The 14,560-nt window shown below is 63.7% G+C and carries 13 protein-coding genes; 2 read left to right on the forward strand and 11 right to left on the reverse strand.

The annotated features are described in order from the left end of the window. The 8 genes from nirB to KIT02_RS17455 form a co-directional block, all read right to left on the reverse strand. A complete protein-coding gene (gene nirB / locus KIT02_RS17420; protein WP_297580575.1) occupies positions 1-2,445 on the reverse strand; it encodes a nitrite reductase large subunit NirB in 2,445 nt (814 codons plus the stop codon). A gap of 23 nt (positions 2,446-2,468) precedes the next feature. Further along, entirely contained in the window at positions 2,469-3,743 is a 1,275-nt protein-coding gene (locus KIT02_RS17425) for a nitrate/nitrite transporter (RefSeq protein ID WP_297580577.1), read from the reverse strand. Between the two features lie 339 nt (positions 3,744-4,082). Beyond that, positions 4,083-4,874, reverse strand: coding sequence for an ABC transporter ATP-binding protein (locus tag KIT02_RS17430; RefSeq protein ID WP_297580579.1), 792 nt, complete (start codon positions 4,872-4,874; stop codon positions 4,083-4,085). A gap of 11 nt (positions 4,875-4,885) precedes the next feature. After that, the gene (ntrB, locus tag KIT02_RS17435; protein ID WP_297580581.1) at positions 4,886-5,779 is read right to left on the reverse strand and encodes a nitrate ABC transporter permease; all 894 of its coding nucleotides are present in this window, start codon (positions 5,777-5,779) and stop codon (positions 4,886-4,888) included. A gap of 26 nt (positions 5,780-5,805) precedes the next feature. Further along, a complete protein-coding gene (locus KIT02_RS17440; RefSeq protein ID WP_297580583.1) occupies positions 5,806-7,098 on the reverse strand; it encodes a CmpA/NrtA family ABC transporter substrate-binding protein in 1,293 nt (430 codons plus the stop codon). A 327-nt stretch (positions 7,099-7,425) separates the two neighbouring features. Continuing rightward, positions 7,426-8,640, reverse strand: a complete 1,215-nt coding sequence (locus tag KIT02_RS17445; protein ID WP_297580586.1) for a CmpA/NrtA family ABC transporter substrate-binding protein — start codon at positions 8,638-8,640, stop codon at positions 7,426-7,428. Between the two features lie 9 nt (positions 8,641-8,649). Then, positions 8,650-9,240, reverse strand: coding sequence for an ANTAR domain-containing response regulator (locus KIT02_RS17450; RefSeq protein WP_297580588.1), 591 nt, complete (start codon positions 9,238-9,240; stop codon positions 8,650-8,652). A 90-nt stretch (positions 9,241-9,330) separates the two neighbouring features. Continuing rightward, entirely contained in the window at positions 9,331-10,191 is an 861-nt protein-coding gene (locus KIT02_RS17455) for an NAD(P)-dependent oxidoreductase (protein WP_297580590.1), read from the reverse strand. 165 nt (positions 10,192-10,356) lie between these two features. Here KIT02_RS17455 and KIT02_RS17460 point away from each other — a divergent pair, with 165 nt between their 5' ends. Together KIT02_RS17460 and KIT02_RS17465 are read left to right on the forward strand one after the other, a co-directional pair. Beyond that, complete coding sequence (locus KIT02_RS17460; protein WP_297580592.1) at positions 10,357-10,686, forward strand: hypothetical protein; 330 nt, start codon at positions 10,357-10,359, stop codon at positions 10,684-10,686. Between the two features lie 178 nt (positions 10,687-10,864). Then, a complete protein-coding gene (locus tag KIT02_RS17465) occupies positions 10,865-11,866 on the forward strand; it encodes an asparaginase (RefSeq protein WP_297580594.1) in 1,002 nt (333 codons plus the stop codon). Between the two features lie 93 nt (positions 11,867-11,959). Here KIT02_RS17465 and KIT02_RS17470 read toward each other — a convergent pair whose 3' ends face one another. The 3 genes from KIT02_RS17470 to KIT02_RS17480 form a co-directional block, all read right to left on the reverse strand. Beyond that, positions 11,960-12,652, reverse strand: coding sequence for an RES family NAD+ phosphorylase (locus KIT02_RS17470; protein ID WP_297580595.1), 693 nt, complete (start codon positions 12,650-12,652; stop codon positions 11,960-11,962). After that, the gene (locus KIT02_RS17475) at positions 12,649-13,059 is read right to left on the reverse strand and encodes an MbcA/ParS/Xre antitoxin family protein (RefSeq protein WP_297580597.1); all 411 of its coding nucleotides are present in this window, start codon (positions 13,057-13,059) and stop codon (positions 12,649-12,651) included. Before KIT02_RS17475 ends, KIT02_RS17470 begins: the two co-directional genes overlap by 4 nt. Positions 13,060-13,196: 137 nt before the next feature. Beyond that, entirely contained in the window at positions 13,197-14,477 is a 1,281-nt protein-coding gene (locus tag KIT02_RS17480; protein ID WP_297580599.1) for a TIGR03808 family TAT-translocated repetitive protein, read from the reverse strand. Positions 14,478-14,560: the final 83 nt, after the last annotated feature.

Consider the following 14,560-nt stretch of genomic DNA (forward strand, 5'->3'; position numbering starts at 1 on the left):
TCACTCCGCTGCCACCGGAAGCCCGAATTCGGCCATGGCGGCGAATTCGTGGGCGTCCTTGCCGTTGACGCGCTCTTCCCAGGGATCGACCTGGGCGAACTGCTGGGAATAGACGAAGCGGTCGTAGTACTGACGGCGCTTGGCCAGGTCATCGACCACGGCGGCCTTGATGCTGTCATTGCCGACGCGCTTGGCCCATTTGTAGATGCGTTCGAGATAATGCCCCTGCTCGCGATAGAGCTGGGTCAGCGCCACGATGATCTCGAGGGCTTCGTCTTCGCTATCGGCATGGCAGAGCAGTTCGGTGCCCTTGATGTCGAGACCGGCGGCACCGGCGAAGTGGATGTCGTAGCCCGAATCCACGCAGATCACGCCGATATCCTTGCAGGTGGCCTCGGCGCAGTTACGCGGACAACCCGAGACGGCCAGCTTGAGCTTGGCCGGGGTCCAGGCGCCCCACATGAACTTTTCGATGCGCACGCCCAGGCCCGTCGAATCCTGGGTGCCGAAACGGCACCAGTCGGAGCCGACGCAGGTCTTGACCGTGCGCAGCCCCTTGGCATAGGCGGCGCCCGAAACCATGCCGGCGGCGTTGAGATCAGCCCAGACGCCGGGAAGGTCTTCCTTTTTGACGCCGAGCAGGTCGATGCGCTGGCCGCCCGTGACCTTGACCGTGGGGATGGCAAACTTGTCGGCCACATCGGCAATGGCGCGCAATTCCTTGGGATTGGTGATGCCACCCCACATGCGCGGCACGACCGAATAGGTGCCGTCCTTCTGGATATTGGCGTGGACACGCTCGTTGATGAAGCGCGACTGGCCGTCATCCTCGTATTCGCCGGGCCAATCGGCGACGAGGTAATAGTTCAGCGCCGGGCGGCACTTGGCGCAGCCGCAGGAGGTCTTCCACTCAAGCTCCTGCATCACTTCGGGGATGGACTTGAGGCCCTTGGCGACGATCAGCCGGCGCACGTCGCCATGGCTGTATTCGGTGCAGGGGCACATGGGTTTGACGGCAGCCGGATTGTAGCTGTCGCCCAGGGTGATCCCCATGAGCTTTTCGACCAGATGCGTGCAGGAGCCGCAGGAGGCCGAGGCCTTGGTGTGAGCGCGCACACCATCAAGATCGGTCAGGCCTTTGGAGACGATCGCGCCGGTGATCGCTCCCTTGCAGACGCCGTTGCAGCCACAGATTTCTGCATCATCCGGCAAGGCTGCAACGGCCGCCATAGGGTCCAGTTGGGCACCCCCCTGATAGGCCTGGCCAAAAATAAGGGTGTCGCGCATTTCGCGCGTGTCGGTGCCCTTGCGGATCATGTCGAAGAACCACGGGCCATCACCGGTTTCGCCGTAGAGTACGGCGCCGATCACCTTGTCCTGCTTGAGCACCAGGCGCTTGTAAACGCCCGAAGTGGCGTCGCGCAGCACGATCTCCTCGCGATCCTCGGCATCGGCGAAATCGCCGGCCGAATAGACCGAGACGCCGGTTACCTTGAGCTGGGTCGCGGTCTGTACCGGGCGGAAGGCCGCGTCGGTCTTGGCCAGGGTCTTGGCCAGAACCTTGGCCTGATCGTAGAGCGGGGCGACGAGGCCATAGACGATCTTTTCGTGCTCGACGCATTCGCCCAGCGCGAAAATGTCGGGGTCGGAGGTGACCATCTGGTCGTTGACGACGATACCGCGTTCGACATGGATGCCGGCATCGGTTGCGATGCGGGTCTCCGGGCGGATGCCGGCGGCCATGATGACGATATCGGCGCCATAGGTGGTGCCATCGTCCAGGGCCACGGCCTCGACGCTGTTCTGGCCGAGGATGGCCTTGGTCTGGGCCTTGCAGTGCACCTTGATGCCGCGCGCTTCGAGGTCGCGTTGCAGCAGATAGCCGGCCGCCGGATCGAGCTGGCGATCCATGACATGGCCCATCAGATGCAGCACGACCACTTCCATGCCGCGCAGGCGGAGCGCCGCGGCGGCCTCAAGCCCAAGCAGGCCGCCACCGATGACCACCGCCTTGGCATTGGGGCGCCGGGACGCCTCGACCATGCGGTTGACGTCATCAAGGTCGCGGAAGGCCATGACGCCGGGCAGGTCCTTGCCGGGCAGGGGAATGATGAAGGGGGCCGAACCGGTAGCGATGATCAGCTTGTCGTATGGGGTTTCGCCATTCTTGGAGACCACCACCTTGCGCTGGCGGTCGATGGCCGTGACCGTCTCGCCGAACCTGGTATGAATCCCGTGGGTTTCATACCAGGCCGTGTCGTGGGTCACGATCTGCTCGTATTCCTTCTCGCCGCCCAGGACGGGGGAGAGCATGAGGCGGTTGTAATTGCCTCGCGGCTCGGCGCCGAAAAGCGTGATGTCGAACCGGCCAGGGGCTTCTTCGAAGATGTGCTCCAGCGCGCGGCCAGAGGCCATGCCGGCACCAACGACGACCAGTTTTTCCATTGCGTGGTACTCCTTGGAAAGGGTCATGCCGGCTGCGCAACGAGCTGACGCTCGCGGCGGCGGACGGCGGAGTGCATCAATCCCAGCGATACGAGGATCAGGACGAGAAGCGCGGCAAAGCAGCTGGTCCAGATGCCGGTGAGATCGTTGAGAAAACCGAACAGAAGCGGCAGGACGAAGCCGCCCAGCCCGCCGATCATGCCGACGAGCCCGCCCACCGCGCCGACATTGTCGGGGTAGTAGGCCGGGATGTGCTTGAAGACGGCGGCCTTGCCCAGGCTCATAAAGAAGCCGAGCACGAAGACCAGGCCAATGAAAGCCCAGGGCGCCAACTCGAAATGGAAGCGCACGGGTCCGTGGATGCCGTCGACGACATAGTCGGCGGTGGGCAGGGACAGCAGCAGGGCGCAGAAGGCCGAGACGCCAAATGTCCAGTAAAGCACGGTCCGGGCCCCGACCTTGTCGGAGAGCGTACCGCCATAGGCCCGGAAAATGCTGGCCGGGATGGAGTAGGCGGCCGCCACGATGCCGGCGGTGGCGATGTCGAAGCCATAGACGCCGATCAGGTAGCGCGGCAGCCACAGGGTGAGGGCCACGAAGGCGCCGAAGGCGAAGAAGTAATAGAGCGCGAAACGCCAGACCTGAGCATTGCGCAGGGGGGCAAACTCGGCGGCGAGGCTGCGCTGGGGCTGACCGCTCTGGCGGCGCTGCACCGTGACCGGATCGTCCTCGGTGCCGAACCAGAAAATCGCGGCCATGACGACGAGGGCGGCGGCCCAGACCAGCGCCACCGACTGCCAGCCCCAGGCCAGCATGACGAAGGGCGCGAGGAATTTGGTGACGGCGGCCCCGACATTGCCGACCCCGAAGATGCCCAGGGCCGTGCCCTGCTTGCCGGCCGGATAGAAGCGGGACACATAGGCGACGCCGACGGCGAAGGAGCCGCCCGCCAGGCCAACGCCCAGCGCGGCCAGGAGCAATTGCTCATAGGTCTGGGCGAAGGCCAGAAGGGCCGTGGCCACGGCGGCGGCCAGCATGGTCAGCGTATAGACAAGGCGCCCGCCCCGCCGGTCGGTCCAGATACCCAGGACGATCCGCACCAGTGAACCGGTGAGCACCGGCGTGCCGATGAGGAGGCCGAACTGCGTCTCGGTCAGCCCGAGCTGATCCTTCAGCGCCACGCCGATGATGGAAAAGATGGTCCAGACGGCAAAGCAGACGGTGAAGGCGATGGTGGACAGGCCAAGCGCCCGCGTCGGGTTCGGGGTGCTGCCGGTGGATATCGTGTCTTGGGCCATCGGATGGGGCTCCGCGTGATCTTGAAACAAAAAAGACTGCCAACCGACACGCCATCGGCCCATGGGGCGATGTGAGCAGTTGGCAGCCTTGCCTTGTGACGCCCGGCTTTGGACGTCGATGGTCTGGAGCGTCTTGGGAGGAGCTCTCGCAAATATCATTGCAGGAAGCGTGCCAAACGCGGGCCGTCACCGTTTATTGTTTTATTCCAGAGTGTTACTGATCATCGTCGTCTGGGAGCGCCGGCCTGTTCAGGGGTTTCAAGGCCCAACAGGTCGGCATATTGCCTATTTTTTGATCATTTGACCAAAGTCGACTGCAAAAGCCTATAAATAGTGCAATCAGGCGGCTTCGACGAAGCGATGGCGCTCATAGAGGAATTTGAGCACCGCCTCACGACACTTGAGATAGGTCCGGTCCGAAGCGAGTTCGAGCCGGTTGCGGGGCCGTTCGAGCGGCACATCGAGGATTTCGCCGATGGTGGCGGCCGGACCATTGGTCATCATCACGATGCGATCGGACAGCAGCACGGCCTCGTCCACGTCATGGGTAATCATGATCATGGTATTGCCCAGCCGCTGGTGGATCTCCATCATCTGATCCTGCAGATGGGCGCGGGTCAGGGCGTCGAGGGCGCCGAAGGGTTCGTCCAGCAGCAAAATCTTGGGTTCCATGGCCAGGGCCCGGGCAATGCCGACGCGCTGCTTCATGCCGCCCGAAATCTCGGTGGGGCGCTTGTCCTTGGCATGGGCCATCTGCACGAGGTTCAGATTGTCCATGATCCACTCATGGCGCTCGGCCGCACTCTTGGTGCGCCCGAAGACCTTGGCGACCGCCAGGTTGACGTTTTCATAGACGGTGAGCCAGGGCAGCAGCGAATGGTTCTGGAACACCACGGCGCGATCGGGGCCGGGGGTGGTGACCTCGGCATTTTCGAGAATGATGCCGCCGGTCGTCACTTCGGTCAGCCCGGCGACCAGATTGAGCAAAGTTGACTTGCCGCAACCGGAGTGACCGATGATCGAGACATATTCGCCCCGCTCGATATTGACGCTGATGTCGCGCAGGACCTCGGTGGTGGCGGTGCCGCGGGTAAAGGTCTTGCCGACGGCGGAAATCTGCAGATAGCTCATGGTGCTGATCCCTAGTTTGCGCTGGTGCCGCGCGTGACGATGGACCCGACAAGCGCCACGAGGCGGTCGAGGATGAAGCCGACGACGCCGATATAGACGAGGGCGACGATGATGTCGGTGAGGCGGGAGCTGTTCCAGGCATCCCAGATGAAGAAGCCGATGCCGACGCCGCCGGTCAGCATTTCGGCGGCGACGATGGCCAGCCAGGAGAGGCCCACCCCGATCCTCAGGCCCGAGAAGATATAGGGCGCTGCGGCCGGCACCATGATCCGGGTGAAGAATTCCAGCTGGTTGAGGCGCAGAACCCGCGCCACATTGCGATAGTCCTGCGGAATATTGCGCACGCCCACAGCCGTGTTGATGATCACCGGCCAGATGGCGGTGATGAAGATGACGAAGATGGCCGAGGGTCCGCTATCCATGAAGGCGGCCAGCGAAATGGGCAGCCAGGCCAGCGGCGGCACGGTGCGCAAAATCTGGAAGATCGGATCGAGCCCCCGCATCATCCAGATCGACTGCCCGACCAGAGCGCCGAGCACCACCCCGACCACGGCGGCGAAGCCGAAGCCGATGGCGACGCGCTGCAGCGAGGTCAAGACGCGCAAGCCCAGCCCGATATCCTGGCTGCCATACACAAAGAACGGGTCCACGATGAGATCGTAGCTGTCCGTCCAGACCTGGCTGGGCGGGGGCAGCGACGAGCCGGGCTGGGAGAAGATCACCTGCCAGACGGCCAGGATGATGGCGAGAACCACCAGGGGCGGCACGATGGTCTTGGCCATCGCTGCGCCCAGGGCGGCAAAGTCGATACGGCGGGGTGTTTTCGGCATGGCCGTTACACTGGCGGATTTGCCCTTGAAGGGCAGGGTGGTGACATTGCTGTCTTGAGTGGCGGGCAGGGTCATGGGGCGCTCCCGTATGGAGGTTGACGTCAGGCCAGGGTCTTGATGTCGAGGCTGTCGAGATAGGCCTGCGGATCGGCCGGATCGAAGGTCTTGCCGTCGAAGAAGGTTTCGATGCCGCGGCTGTCGCCCGAGGGCAGGTCGGCGAGACCGAGCTCGGTCGCGGCCTCGAGCCAGAGATCGGACCGGTTGGTCTTGTCAATCAGCGCCTTGACGTCGGTATCGGCCGGGAAATAGCCCCAGCGGATGTTTTCGGTCATGAACCAGGTGTCGAGGCTCTTCCACGGGTAGGAGGTTTCACCCTTCTCGCCCCAGAACTTCATGTAGAGATCGGTGCCGGTCTCGACGCGGCCATTGCCGTAATTGATGTCGCCTTTGATGCGGCCGATGATGTCGGCGACCGGGACATTGTACCACTGGCGGCGGCCGATGATCTCGGCCATCTCCTGCTTGTTGTCCATGCTGTCGCACCACTGCTGGGCTTCCATCACCGCCATCATGATGGCCTTGGTGGCGATCGGATTGTCATCGACCCAATCGGCGCGCATGCCCAGGACCTTTTCGGGGTGGCGCGACCAGACCTCGCCGGTCGTGGCGGCGGTGAAGCCGATGCCCTGGTTGACCAACTGCTCGTTCCAGGGCTCGCCAACGCAGAAGCAGTCCATGGTGCCGACCTTCATATTGGCCACCATCTGCGGCGGCGGCACGACGATGACGCTGACGTCCTCATTGGGGACGATGCCGCCAGCGGCCAGCCAGTAGCGCAGCCACAGATCGTGGGTGCCGCCGGGGAAGGTCATGGCAGCGGACGGCTCCTTGCCCTCGGCCCTGGCCTTTGCGAAGGCCTCCTTGAGGGGGCTCGAATCGAGGCCGACGCCGAGATCGGCATAGCTCTGGGCAACGGAGAGGCCCTGGCAGTCCTCGTTGAGGCCCAGCAGGTTGTACATGGGCAGGGGCTGGTTGTTCTGGGTGACGGTGCCGGCGGTGTAGAGATGGACCTTGGGCCGCAGGATGTGGCCGCCATCAATGCCGCCATTGGCCGAGCCAAGCGCCATGTTGTCGCGCGTGGCGCCCCAACTGGCCTGCTTCTCGATGGCCATGTCCGGCACGCCATGCTTTTCGAATATGCCCTTCTCCTTGGCGATGATCAGGGGGGCGGAGTCAGTGAGGGCGATATAACCGAGCTTGGTGCCCGTCACCTCGGGACCGGCGCCCTGTGCAAAGGCTCCGCCGGGGAACAGGGTCTTGGCGGCCAGCAGGGTGGCGGCGGTCGCCGAAGCGCCTTTGAGGAAAGACCGGCGGGTAGTTGTCGTCGAAGTCATCGCATTCTCCGTTGCACCGAGCGAAAACAAAAAAGCTGCCAACGGGACGCGCCGGGTTCAGCCGGTCGGACCTGTTGGCAGCCTTGCCTTTGGACGCCCAGCATTGGACGTCGACTGTGAAGAGCGTCTTGGGAGGAGCCCTTTCGCAAAAGACATTGCAGGAAGCGTGCCAAATGCGATGGCGAGGCGATTATTGTTATATGTCAGGGGTTTGTGGCGCGTTAGTCCGGCGCATGGGTGAAGCTATTTTGCGCCATTTTCGACCAACGAGGCGGCAGATTGGTCAGAAAGTATGCAAAACTCACGAATGCCTAGATTGTAGGCAGATTACGCCTGATCCGGCTTTTGGCTGGCAATATAGGCATCGAGCGCATCCGGATCGAAGATGGAGCCGTCAAAGAAGCGGTTGGGTCCGAGCACGATCTCGCCATTCCGGGCGGGGGTGGCATGGCGGGCGGCGTGGTCGCCGTCCTTGCGATAATCGGCATCCGGATAGGCAACGCCAAGCGGGTCGAGCGCGGCGCGATAAAGGTCCGGGCGGAAGGTGGCGGCGGCGATGGCCGCCTGATCGGAGCTGGCCGGCAATTCGCCCCAGCGCACCATCTGGCTGTAATACCAGAGGGCATGGCTCTTCCACGGGAAGTTCGCCGCGCCATCATGCGGGATGAAGAAATCCGGGATGGTGATGCGCTGCACCCCGCCGTCGATCTCACCGGTCAGGGCACGGGACACGATGTCGACCGGCAGGTTGAGATAGGGTGCGCGCGCCATGATCTCGGCCGCCGACATGCGGTTGGCCTGGTCCTGCAGCCAGAGCCCGGTCCGATAGATGGCGCGCACGATGGCCGACACCAGATCGGGATTGCGGCTGGCCCAATCGGCCCGCATGCCGATGACCTTGTCCGGGCTCCACTGCCAGATCGAGGCCTTGGTGGTGGCAATGCGTGCCCCGTGCCGGACAATGCCAACGCTGTTCCACGGTTCGCCGACGCAATAGCCGTCCAGACCTCCCGAGCCGAGGGCTTCGGGCAGGAGAGGTGGCGGCAGGACCACGATCTCGACATCGCGATCGGGGCGGATGCCGCTCGCTGCAAGCCAGTAGCGCAATTCGTAATTGTGCGAGGAGGTCTGGTGGACGACGCCGAACCGCAGTTTGCGGCCTGTGGTGCGGACGACCTGCGCCAGGGCGCTTCCGGCCGGGCCGGCCGCGAGGTCGCCAGGTGCCCCGGCATCGGCCATGGCCGACCAGAGCGCGGCGCTGACGGTAATGGCATTATTGCCCAGGCCCGCCATGACGGGCGCGACCATGGGTGTCGCCAGGGGCGACAGGCCCAGGCTCGCGGCAATCGGCATGGGGGCCAGCATGAGGGCGATGTCGAAATGGCCGAGGGCCGCGCGGTCGCGGATATTGGCCCAGGACGTCTCACGATTGAGGGCGAGATCGAACCCCTCCTGTGCGGCAAAGCCCATTTCATGGGCCAGCACCAAAAGGACGCTATCGAGCAGGGGGAGGAAGCCGGCTGTGACAAGCGGACGGGACATGGCGATTTCCTAGGGGCCAAGCAGGTTGGCGGCGGTGATCAGGCTCTGGGCGATATCGATGATGCGGCGGTTCTGGTTCATGGCCGTGGAGCGCAGGAGTGCATAGGCGTCCGGCTCGCTGAGGCCTCGCGTCTTCATCAGGATCCCCTTGGCCTGATCGATGATCTTGCGCTCCTCCAGCGCACTGCGGGCTTCCTCCAGTTCGCGGGTGAGGCGGGAAAAGGCGTTGAAACGAGAAATGGCCATGTCGAGGATCGGCTTGACCCGTTCCTTCTTGAGGCCGTCCACGACATAGGCTGAGACGCCCGCTTCCACCGCCTTTTCGATCATGGCGCCGTCCGAGCGGTCGACGAACATGGCGATGGGCCGCCTGATGGCGCGGCTCAGCGAAAAGAAGTGCTCGAGCGTGTCGCGCTTGGGATTTTCGAGATCGATGAACACCACGTCGGGCATGGAATGCTGGATGGTGCGCCCGACCTCGTTGACGTCGTGGATGACCGCCACGCGCGAATAGCCTGCATCACGCAGGCCTTCCTCGATGATCGAGGCGCGGATGCGGTTTTCGTCGATAATCAGAATGGACAGATCGGGGCTCGGCATTGCCCCGATCTACGCCTTTGCCCGATAAAAGCGCAAGACTTTGAAATGCACAATTCCTATGCATTTTTGCCTTGCGCCGGTTCGAGGCGCCTATTGGCCGCCATTGCGCCAGCTGTATTGCGGGGAATAGCCGAGCATGTCCCGGGCCTTGTCGATGCTGAGCAGGGTGCTGTTGGTGGCGATGTTGCCGCGCTGCTCGACACCGGGGAAAACCTCGGCCATCAGCGACACGTTCGAGCGGCTCATCACCGTGTCGGCATTGGCGATAATGAAGGCTTCAAAACCCTTGAAATCGGCCTGAATGGACCGGCGAACCGCCTGGGCCCCGTCGCGGGCGTCGATATAGCCCCACAGGTTCCATTTGCGCTTGGCCGGTTCGCTGTCGAAGCCGGGGAAAGCCGCATAGTCCTGCGGATACATGACATTGGAAAAGCGCAGGCCGACAATGCGCAGGTCGGGGTCCCAGCGGCAGAACTGCGCCGCCATGGTTTCGTCAAGCAACTTGCCCAGCGAATAGGCGGATTCGGGGCGCGGGAAGTATTTCTCGTCGACCGGGACATAGGGCGGCGGGGTATCGAAGGGCAGGCCAAGGACCGTTTCGCTGGAGGCGAAGACCACGTTCTTGATCCTGGCCAGGCGGCAGGCCTCGAAGACGTTGTAGGTCGCAGTGACATTGTTGGTGATGGTGCGCGGATTGGGCGCCAGGCCCGGCGCGGGAATGGCCGCCAGATGCACCACGGCCTCGAACGGGCCACCGCGCTCGTCCACCCCGCCCAGGATGGCGGCGGCAACCTCGCCGAAATTGGACAGATCGACCCGCAGGCTGGGGCAGATGGGATCGGGCAGGGCATGCTGATCGAGGTTGAGCACGTCATAGCCGTGTTCGACCAGATCGCGCAGAACCGCGCGCCCGAGCTTGCCGGACCCGCCCGTGACCAGAACCTTACCCATTTCAACCTCCTCGTTTTGCAGTCGAATTTACCATCAGCCTATGCCGGTGCCGGTCCGCTGCCAATATCGGATGGATGAACTCATTCTGAACGGCGCTCTCAGCACGGGTTCAAACCGCAGCGCCTAACTTGTCCTCACAACGCAGCAATCACGCGGAGCAGGGACATGAAAAAGTCGCAGGAAAAAGTGTTGGTCGCCACTCTATGCGGCCTGATCGTCGCCGCAGCGGGCGCCTTTGCCGTACAGCCGGCCATGGCCGCCGGATACCAGGTGGATACCCTGGCCAAGGTGACCAGTGTTGCCGACTGGGATCAGCTCAATGTCCGCCGCTGGCCGGCCAGCTATTCCCGCAAGGTCGGCGCGCTCGACCCCGGCGTGCATGTCTGGGTGGAACGCTGCATCCAGGTGGAGAACAGCACCGACTGGTGCCTCGTCAAGCGCAACACCACCCAGGGCTGGGTCAACTCCCGTTTCCTGACCGCCGTGCCCTACTGACCAATCCGAGCCGGCAGGGGCGGAGACCCGCCACCGGGATGTTTTCCGCCGCACCAACAGCCGATTGGCTGGGTCTCCACCTCTGCCGACCCTTTAGTAAACGCGTACCTCCTTCCCATGCATGTTGACTTTTCCGGTTCTGCGCTGTTCGTGGCAGCGTCAGGACCGGAGTTTTTTCATGGACGCCAATCCCATTCTCGCAGAGGCCGTTCGCGGTAATTGGGTGGAGAACCGGCACCGCGGTGCCTATGTGATCGTCGACGCTGACGGCAGCGTCATCGCATCGGCGGGGGACGTGGATCGCCCGGTCTTTCCGCGCTCGGCGATCAAGTCCATGCAGGCGCTGGCGATCTTTGACCGCCATGCGACGGAAAAATTCCATCACACACCGCAGGAACTGGCCCTGGCCTGCGCGTCGCATCACGGCGAGGGCGACCATGTCAGCAATGTCAGCCATTTTCTCGAGCGCATGGGCCTGTCGGACGCCGATCTCGAATGCGGCGCGCATATGCCCACCAATGACAAGGCGCGCGAGGCGCTGCGCGCCGCCGGACTCGATCCGAGCCCGCTGCACAACAATTGCTCGGGCAAGCATTCGGGCATGTTGAGCGTGGCCCTGGCCATGGGCGTGCCGACGCAGGGTTACGTCACCCGCGAGCACGACGTACAGAAGGCGGTGCGGGCAGCGGTGGAATATGTGATCGGCGAGGACCTGACCGAGGATCGCTGCGGCACCGATGGCTGCTCGATTCCCACCTGGGCGGCACCGCTGCGCGCCTGGGCAAAGGGCTTTGCCCGCATGGCCACCGGGTCCGGGCTCGATGCAGGACATGCGGCGGGGGCCAGGGCGCTGTTCGACGCGGCGACCAGCCACCCGCACCTGGTTGCGGGCACCGGCCATCTCGATACCCGCGTCATGCAGGCATTTGGGGGGCGACTGATGCAGAAGGGTGGCGCCGAGGGCGTGCAATGCGGAGCCATTCGCGACAAGGGCTGGGGCTATGCGCTCAAATGCGATGACGGCAACATGACCGCCAGCCATGTGATGATCGCCGCGCTGCTGCTCAAACATGCCGATCCCGATGCCGGACAACGCGCCGTGCTGGAGCAATTCGTGCGCCAGCCGACAAAGAATGTGCGCGGCACAATCGTGGGCGAGATGCGGGCCGTCGAGGGCTGAGATAGGCGCTCGCCGAGAGGTCTTCTCCCCTCACCACGGCCCTCTCCCCGGAGGGGCGAGGGGGCGATGGAGCCGGGGGATCGGTGCACTGGTCTAAAGCGCGAAAATGGCCTGGCTGGTGCAGTTGCGGACCATGTCGACGCTATTGCCATCCCAGTGGAAATCATAGTGATCGGCCTGGACCGGGGTGGAGATGAGATCAGGCCAGAACAGGCCGACGCATTCCCCGTTTTCGCAGCGCACACTGCGATAGAGCACGCCATTGCTGCCCGCCTCGCGCAATTGGCGGCCCAATTCCTGCGGCATCGCATAATCGAGCAGGTCGTGGACGGCGGCGATGTCGCGCAGGTCGTGGAGGCTGGTATCGAGCCGGGCCACCAGCATACGGAACTGCGATGTCCAGCCCGGCGCTTCGGCGCTGGCCGCCATGAAGCGCGCATGATGATGGGCGACCTCGCGCAGGGCGACTTCCTCGCGATTGCCGGCGCTATAGACGCCATAGGTGCCGTCGGTGAACCGCCCCGGCCGGTCGGTGCTGACATGAACGAAGGGCGCCATGACCAGGCTCGCCCCCGGACCGCTGACCCGCCGCGCCGGCGGCACGAGATCGAGCCGCCCCAGATGGGCCCAGATGCGCGGATTGGTCTTGGATTCGGCCGATGCCAGGGCTTCCCAATCGTGCGGATCGGCAATGTCCTCGAAGAGATCGATGGGCGGAAAGATGGAACGGATGAGGCGCCAGGCTTTTGGCCAGCGCACAGGCACCGGAACGGGATCGGGCGTCACAGGCCGCCGCGCTCCGCATCGACATAGGCCCGGATGCGGACCAGCGAGAACATGTCGCCATCGGCCATGATGCTGGCCGGGCTACGGCCATCCAGCGCCGCATTGGGCGCCTTGACCCAGCGATAGCCCCGCTTGGGATCGGTGAAGAGATAACGCAGGCCCTTGTGGATACCCATGAGCAGCGACAAGCGGGTGGCTAGATCGCGGTCGACCCGACCGATCTCCCCCGCCTTCCAGCGGGCAAAGGTGCGGGCGGCGAGGCCGCCGAGGATTTCGCGCGCTTCGGTATCGCTCAATTGCCAATTGGCGAACAGGCGCACCACCGCACGCGCCATGGCTTCCGCTTCGGCATCGGTGATGCGCGGAATGTCCGGATTGGCCTGGGTACGGGGCAGTTCGACCAGCATGTCTTTTCTCCTATTGGCATTAAATATGTCTTTTTTTGCCAAATGGCAAGGTCTGCGTGCGATTGCGGGTACAGCGCCCCTCACCCCTCAGGGGAGAAGGGAAAGGCGCCAGCGCTTCAGTCCAATAGTCATGTGGTCTAGCTGAACGTCACGTGCGGATAGCGGCTGGCGGCGGCGCGCAGGTCGGGCTCGGCGATCTCGGTCCAGAGCATGCCGGCAATGTCATGCGTGCTGCCTTCAAGCTGGTTGGCGCCGATGGTGACGGAGCCGGCGCCGTCGGCAATGCTGACGGCGATGCCGATGGTGCTGGCGGAGACGGTATTGCCGCTGATCAGCACATTGCGCAGATAGGGGCCCCAGCCGGCGCCGATGCCGACACCGGGCACATTGTCCACCATATTGCCGGTGATCGCCGTTTCGCCCTCGGCGAAGATGCCGATGGGAATGGTGTCGGGATTGACCGGGGAGCGCTCAAGGATATTGCGCACGATATTGCCGGTGCAGACGGCAATCTTGCCGCCGGAATCGAGATTGGTGATCGATATGCCGGTGGCCGCGCCATCGACGATGTTCTGAGCGATGATCGAGCCGGAAAAGCCGAATTCGGAGAAGATCGCCACTTCGCCCGAATTGAGACACTGATTGCCCGACACCTGGACATTGCGCGTGGTGTTGAGGCGAACCGCGGTGAAGGCGCAATCGCTGATGTGATTGCCGGCGACGATGACCTCGTCGGCGCGGAAGATATTGATGCCATTGCCGTTCTGGCCATTGCCGCCGCCGACCCAGGCGATGTCCGAGATGCGGTTATTGGCGACGATGGTGCCATCTGGCCCTTCTTCTGAGCGCCAGACGCGAATGCCGGCATTGCCGCAGCGGGTGATGCGATTGCCGGTCAGCAGCAGACCGGAATTGTCGAGGGCATGGATGGCGGCGTCGCCATGGCCGGAAAAGCCGCAGTCGCGGACCACGGCTTCGGAATTGTCGATGGCGAGCCCGATGCCGGGACTGTCGCTGAACAGGCACCGCTCGAAGCTGACATTGCGGCTCTGGGAAACCGAGAACAGGCTGTCGCCGCCACTGTCTCCGGCGAAGGCGATGTCGCGCAGCGACACGTGGTACTGGCCTTCGACCGCGCCAATGCTGCCGCCATTGGCGATGAGCGCGGTGGCACCCGGCACGCCTTCGATCACCAGATTGCCCGGAATGCGCAGGCCCGACACCCAGAAATGGCCGGGCGGCAGGCGCAGATAACCGTCGCGAAAGGCGCCGTCGATGGCCGCCTGCATGGCCGCGGACTGATCCATGTCGCCATCGGGGATCAGAGAATCAGCCTGTGCCAGGGCCGGACCGGCAAGGCCCAGACCCGCCAGACCCGCCATGACCTGCCGGCGATTGGAATTTGTCATCATGCGCATGAGGCCAGTTTGCCAAGGAATAGCGGGGCTGGCGAGGCCATGTCGCGGGCGTGGTGAACGAACAGGGGTGCCTGTCAGCTTGT

It is taken from the genome of Devosia sp., from assembly GCF_025809055.1.
Taxonomy (GTDB): Bacteria; Pseudomonadota; Alphaproteobacteria; order Rhizobiales; family Devosiaceae; genus Devosia.

Excerpts from the sequence above, each read along its gene's own strand:
- nirB (WP_297580575.1), bottom strand. The coding sequence starts at position 2,445 with ATGGAAAAACTGGTCGTCGTTGGTGCCGGCATGGCCTCTGGCCGCGCG.
- KIT02_RS17425 (WP_297580577.1), bottom strand. The coding sequence starts at position 3,743 with ATGGCCCAAGACACGATATCCACCGGCAGCACCCCGAACCCGACGCGG.
- KIT02_RS17430 (WP_297580579.1), bottom strand. The coding sequence starts at position 4,874 with ATGAGCTATCTGCAGATTTCCGCCGTCGGCAAGACCTTTACCCGCGGC.
- ntrB (WP_297580581.1), bottom strand. The coding sequence starts at position 5,779 with ATGACCCTGCCCGCCACTCAAGACAGCAATGTCACCACCCTGCCCTTC.
- KIT02_RS17440 (WP_297580583.1), bottom strand. The coding sequence starts at position 7,098 with ATGACTTCGACGACAACTACCCGCCGGTCTTTCCTCAAAGGCGCTTCG.
- KIT02_RS17445 (WP_297580586.1), bottom strand. The coding sequence starts at position 8,640 with ATGTCCCGTCCGCTTGTCACAGCCGGCTTCCTCCCCCTGCTCGATAGC.
- KIT02_RS17450 (WP_297580588.1), bottom strand. The coding sequence starts at position 9,240 with ATGCCGAGCCCCGATCTGTCCATTCTGATTATCGACGAAAACCGCATC.
- KIT02_RS17455 (WP_297580590.1), bottom strand. The coding sequence starts at position 10,191 with ATGGGTAAGGTTCTGGTCACGGGCGGGTCCGGCAAGCTCGGGCGCGCG.
- KIT02_RS17460 (WP_297580592.1), top strand. The coding sequence starts at position 10,357 with ATGAAAAAGTCGCAGGAAAAAGTGTTGGTCGCCACTCTATGCGGCCTG.
- KIT02_RS17465 (WP_297580594.1), top strand. The coding sequence starts at position 10,865 with ATGGACGCCAATCCCATTCTCGCAGAGGCCGTTCGCGGTAATTGGGTG.
- KIT02_RS17475 (WP_297580597.1), bottom strand. The coding sequence starts at position 13,059 with ATGCTGGTCGAACTGCCCCGTACCCAGGCCAATCCGGACATTCCGCGC.
- KIT02_RS17480 (WP_297580599.1), bottom strand. The coding sequence starts at position 14,477 with ATGCGCATGATGACAAATTCCAATCGCCGGCAGGTCATGGCGGGTCTG.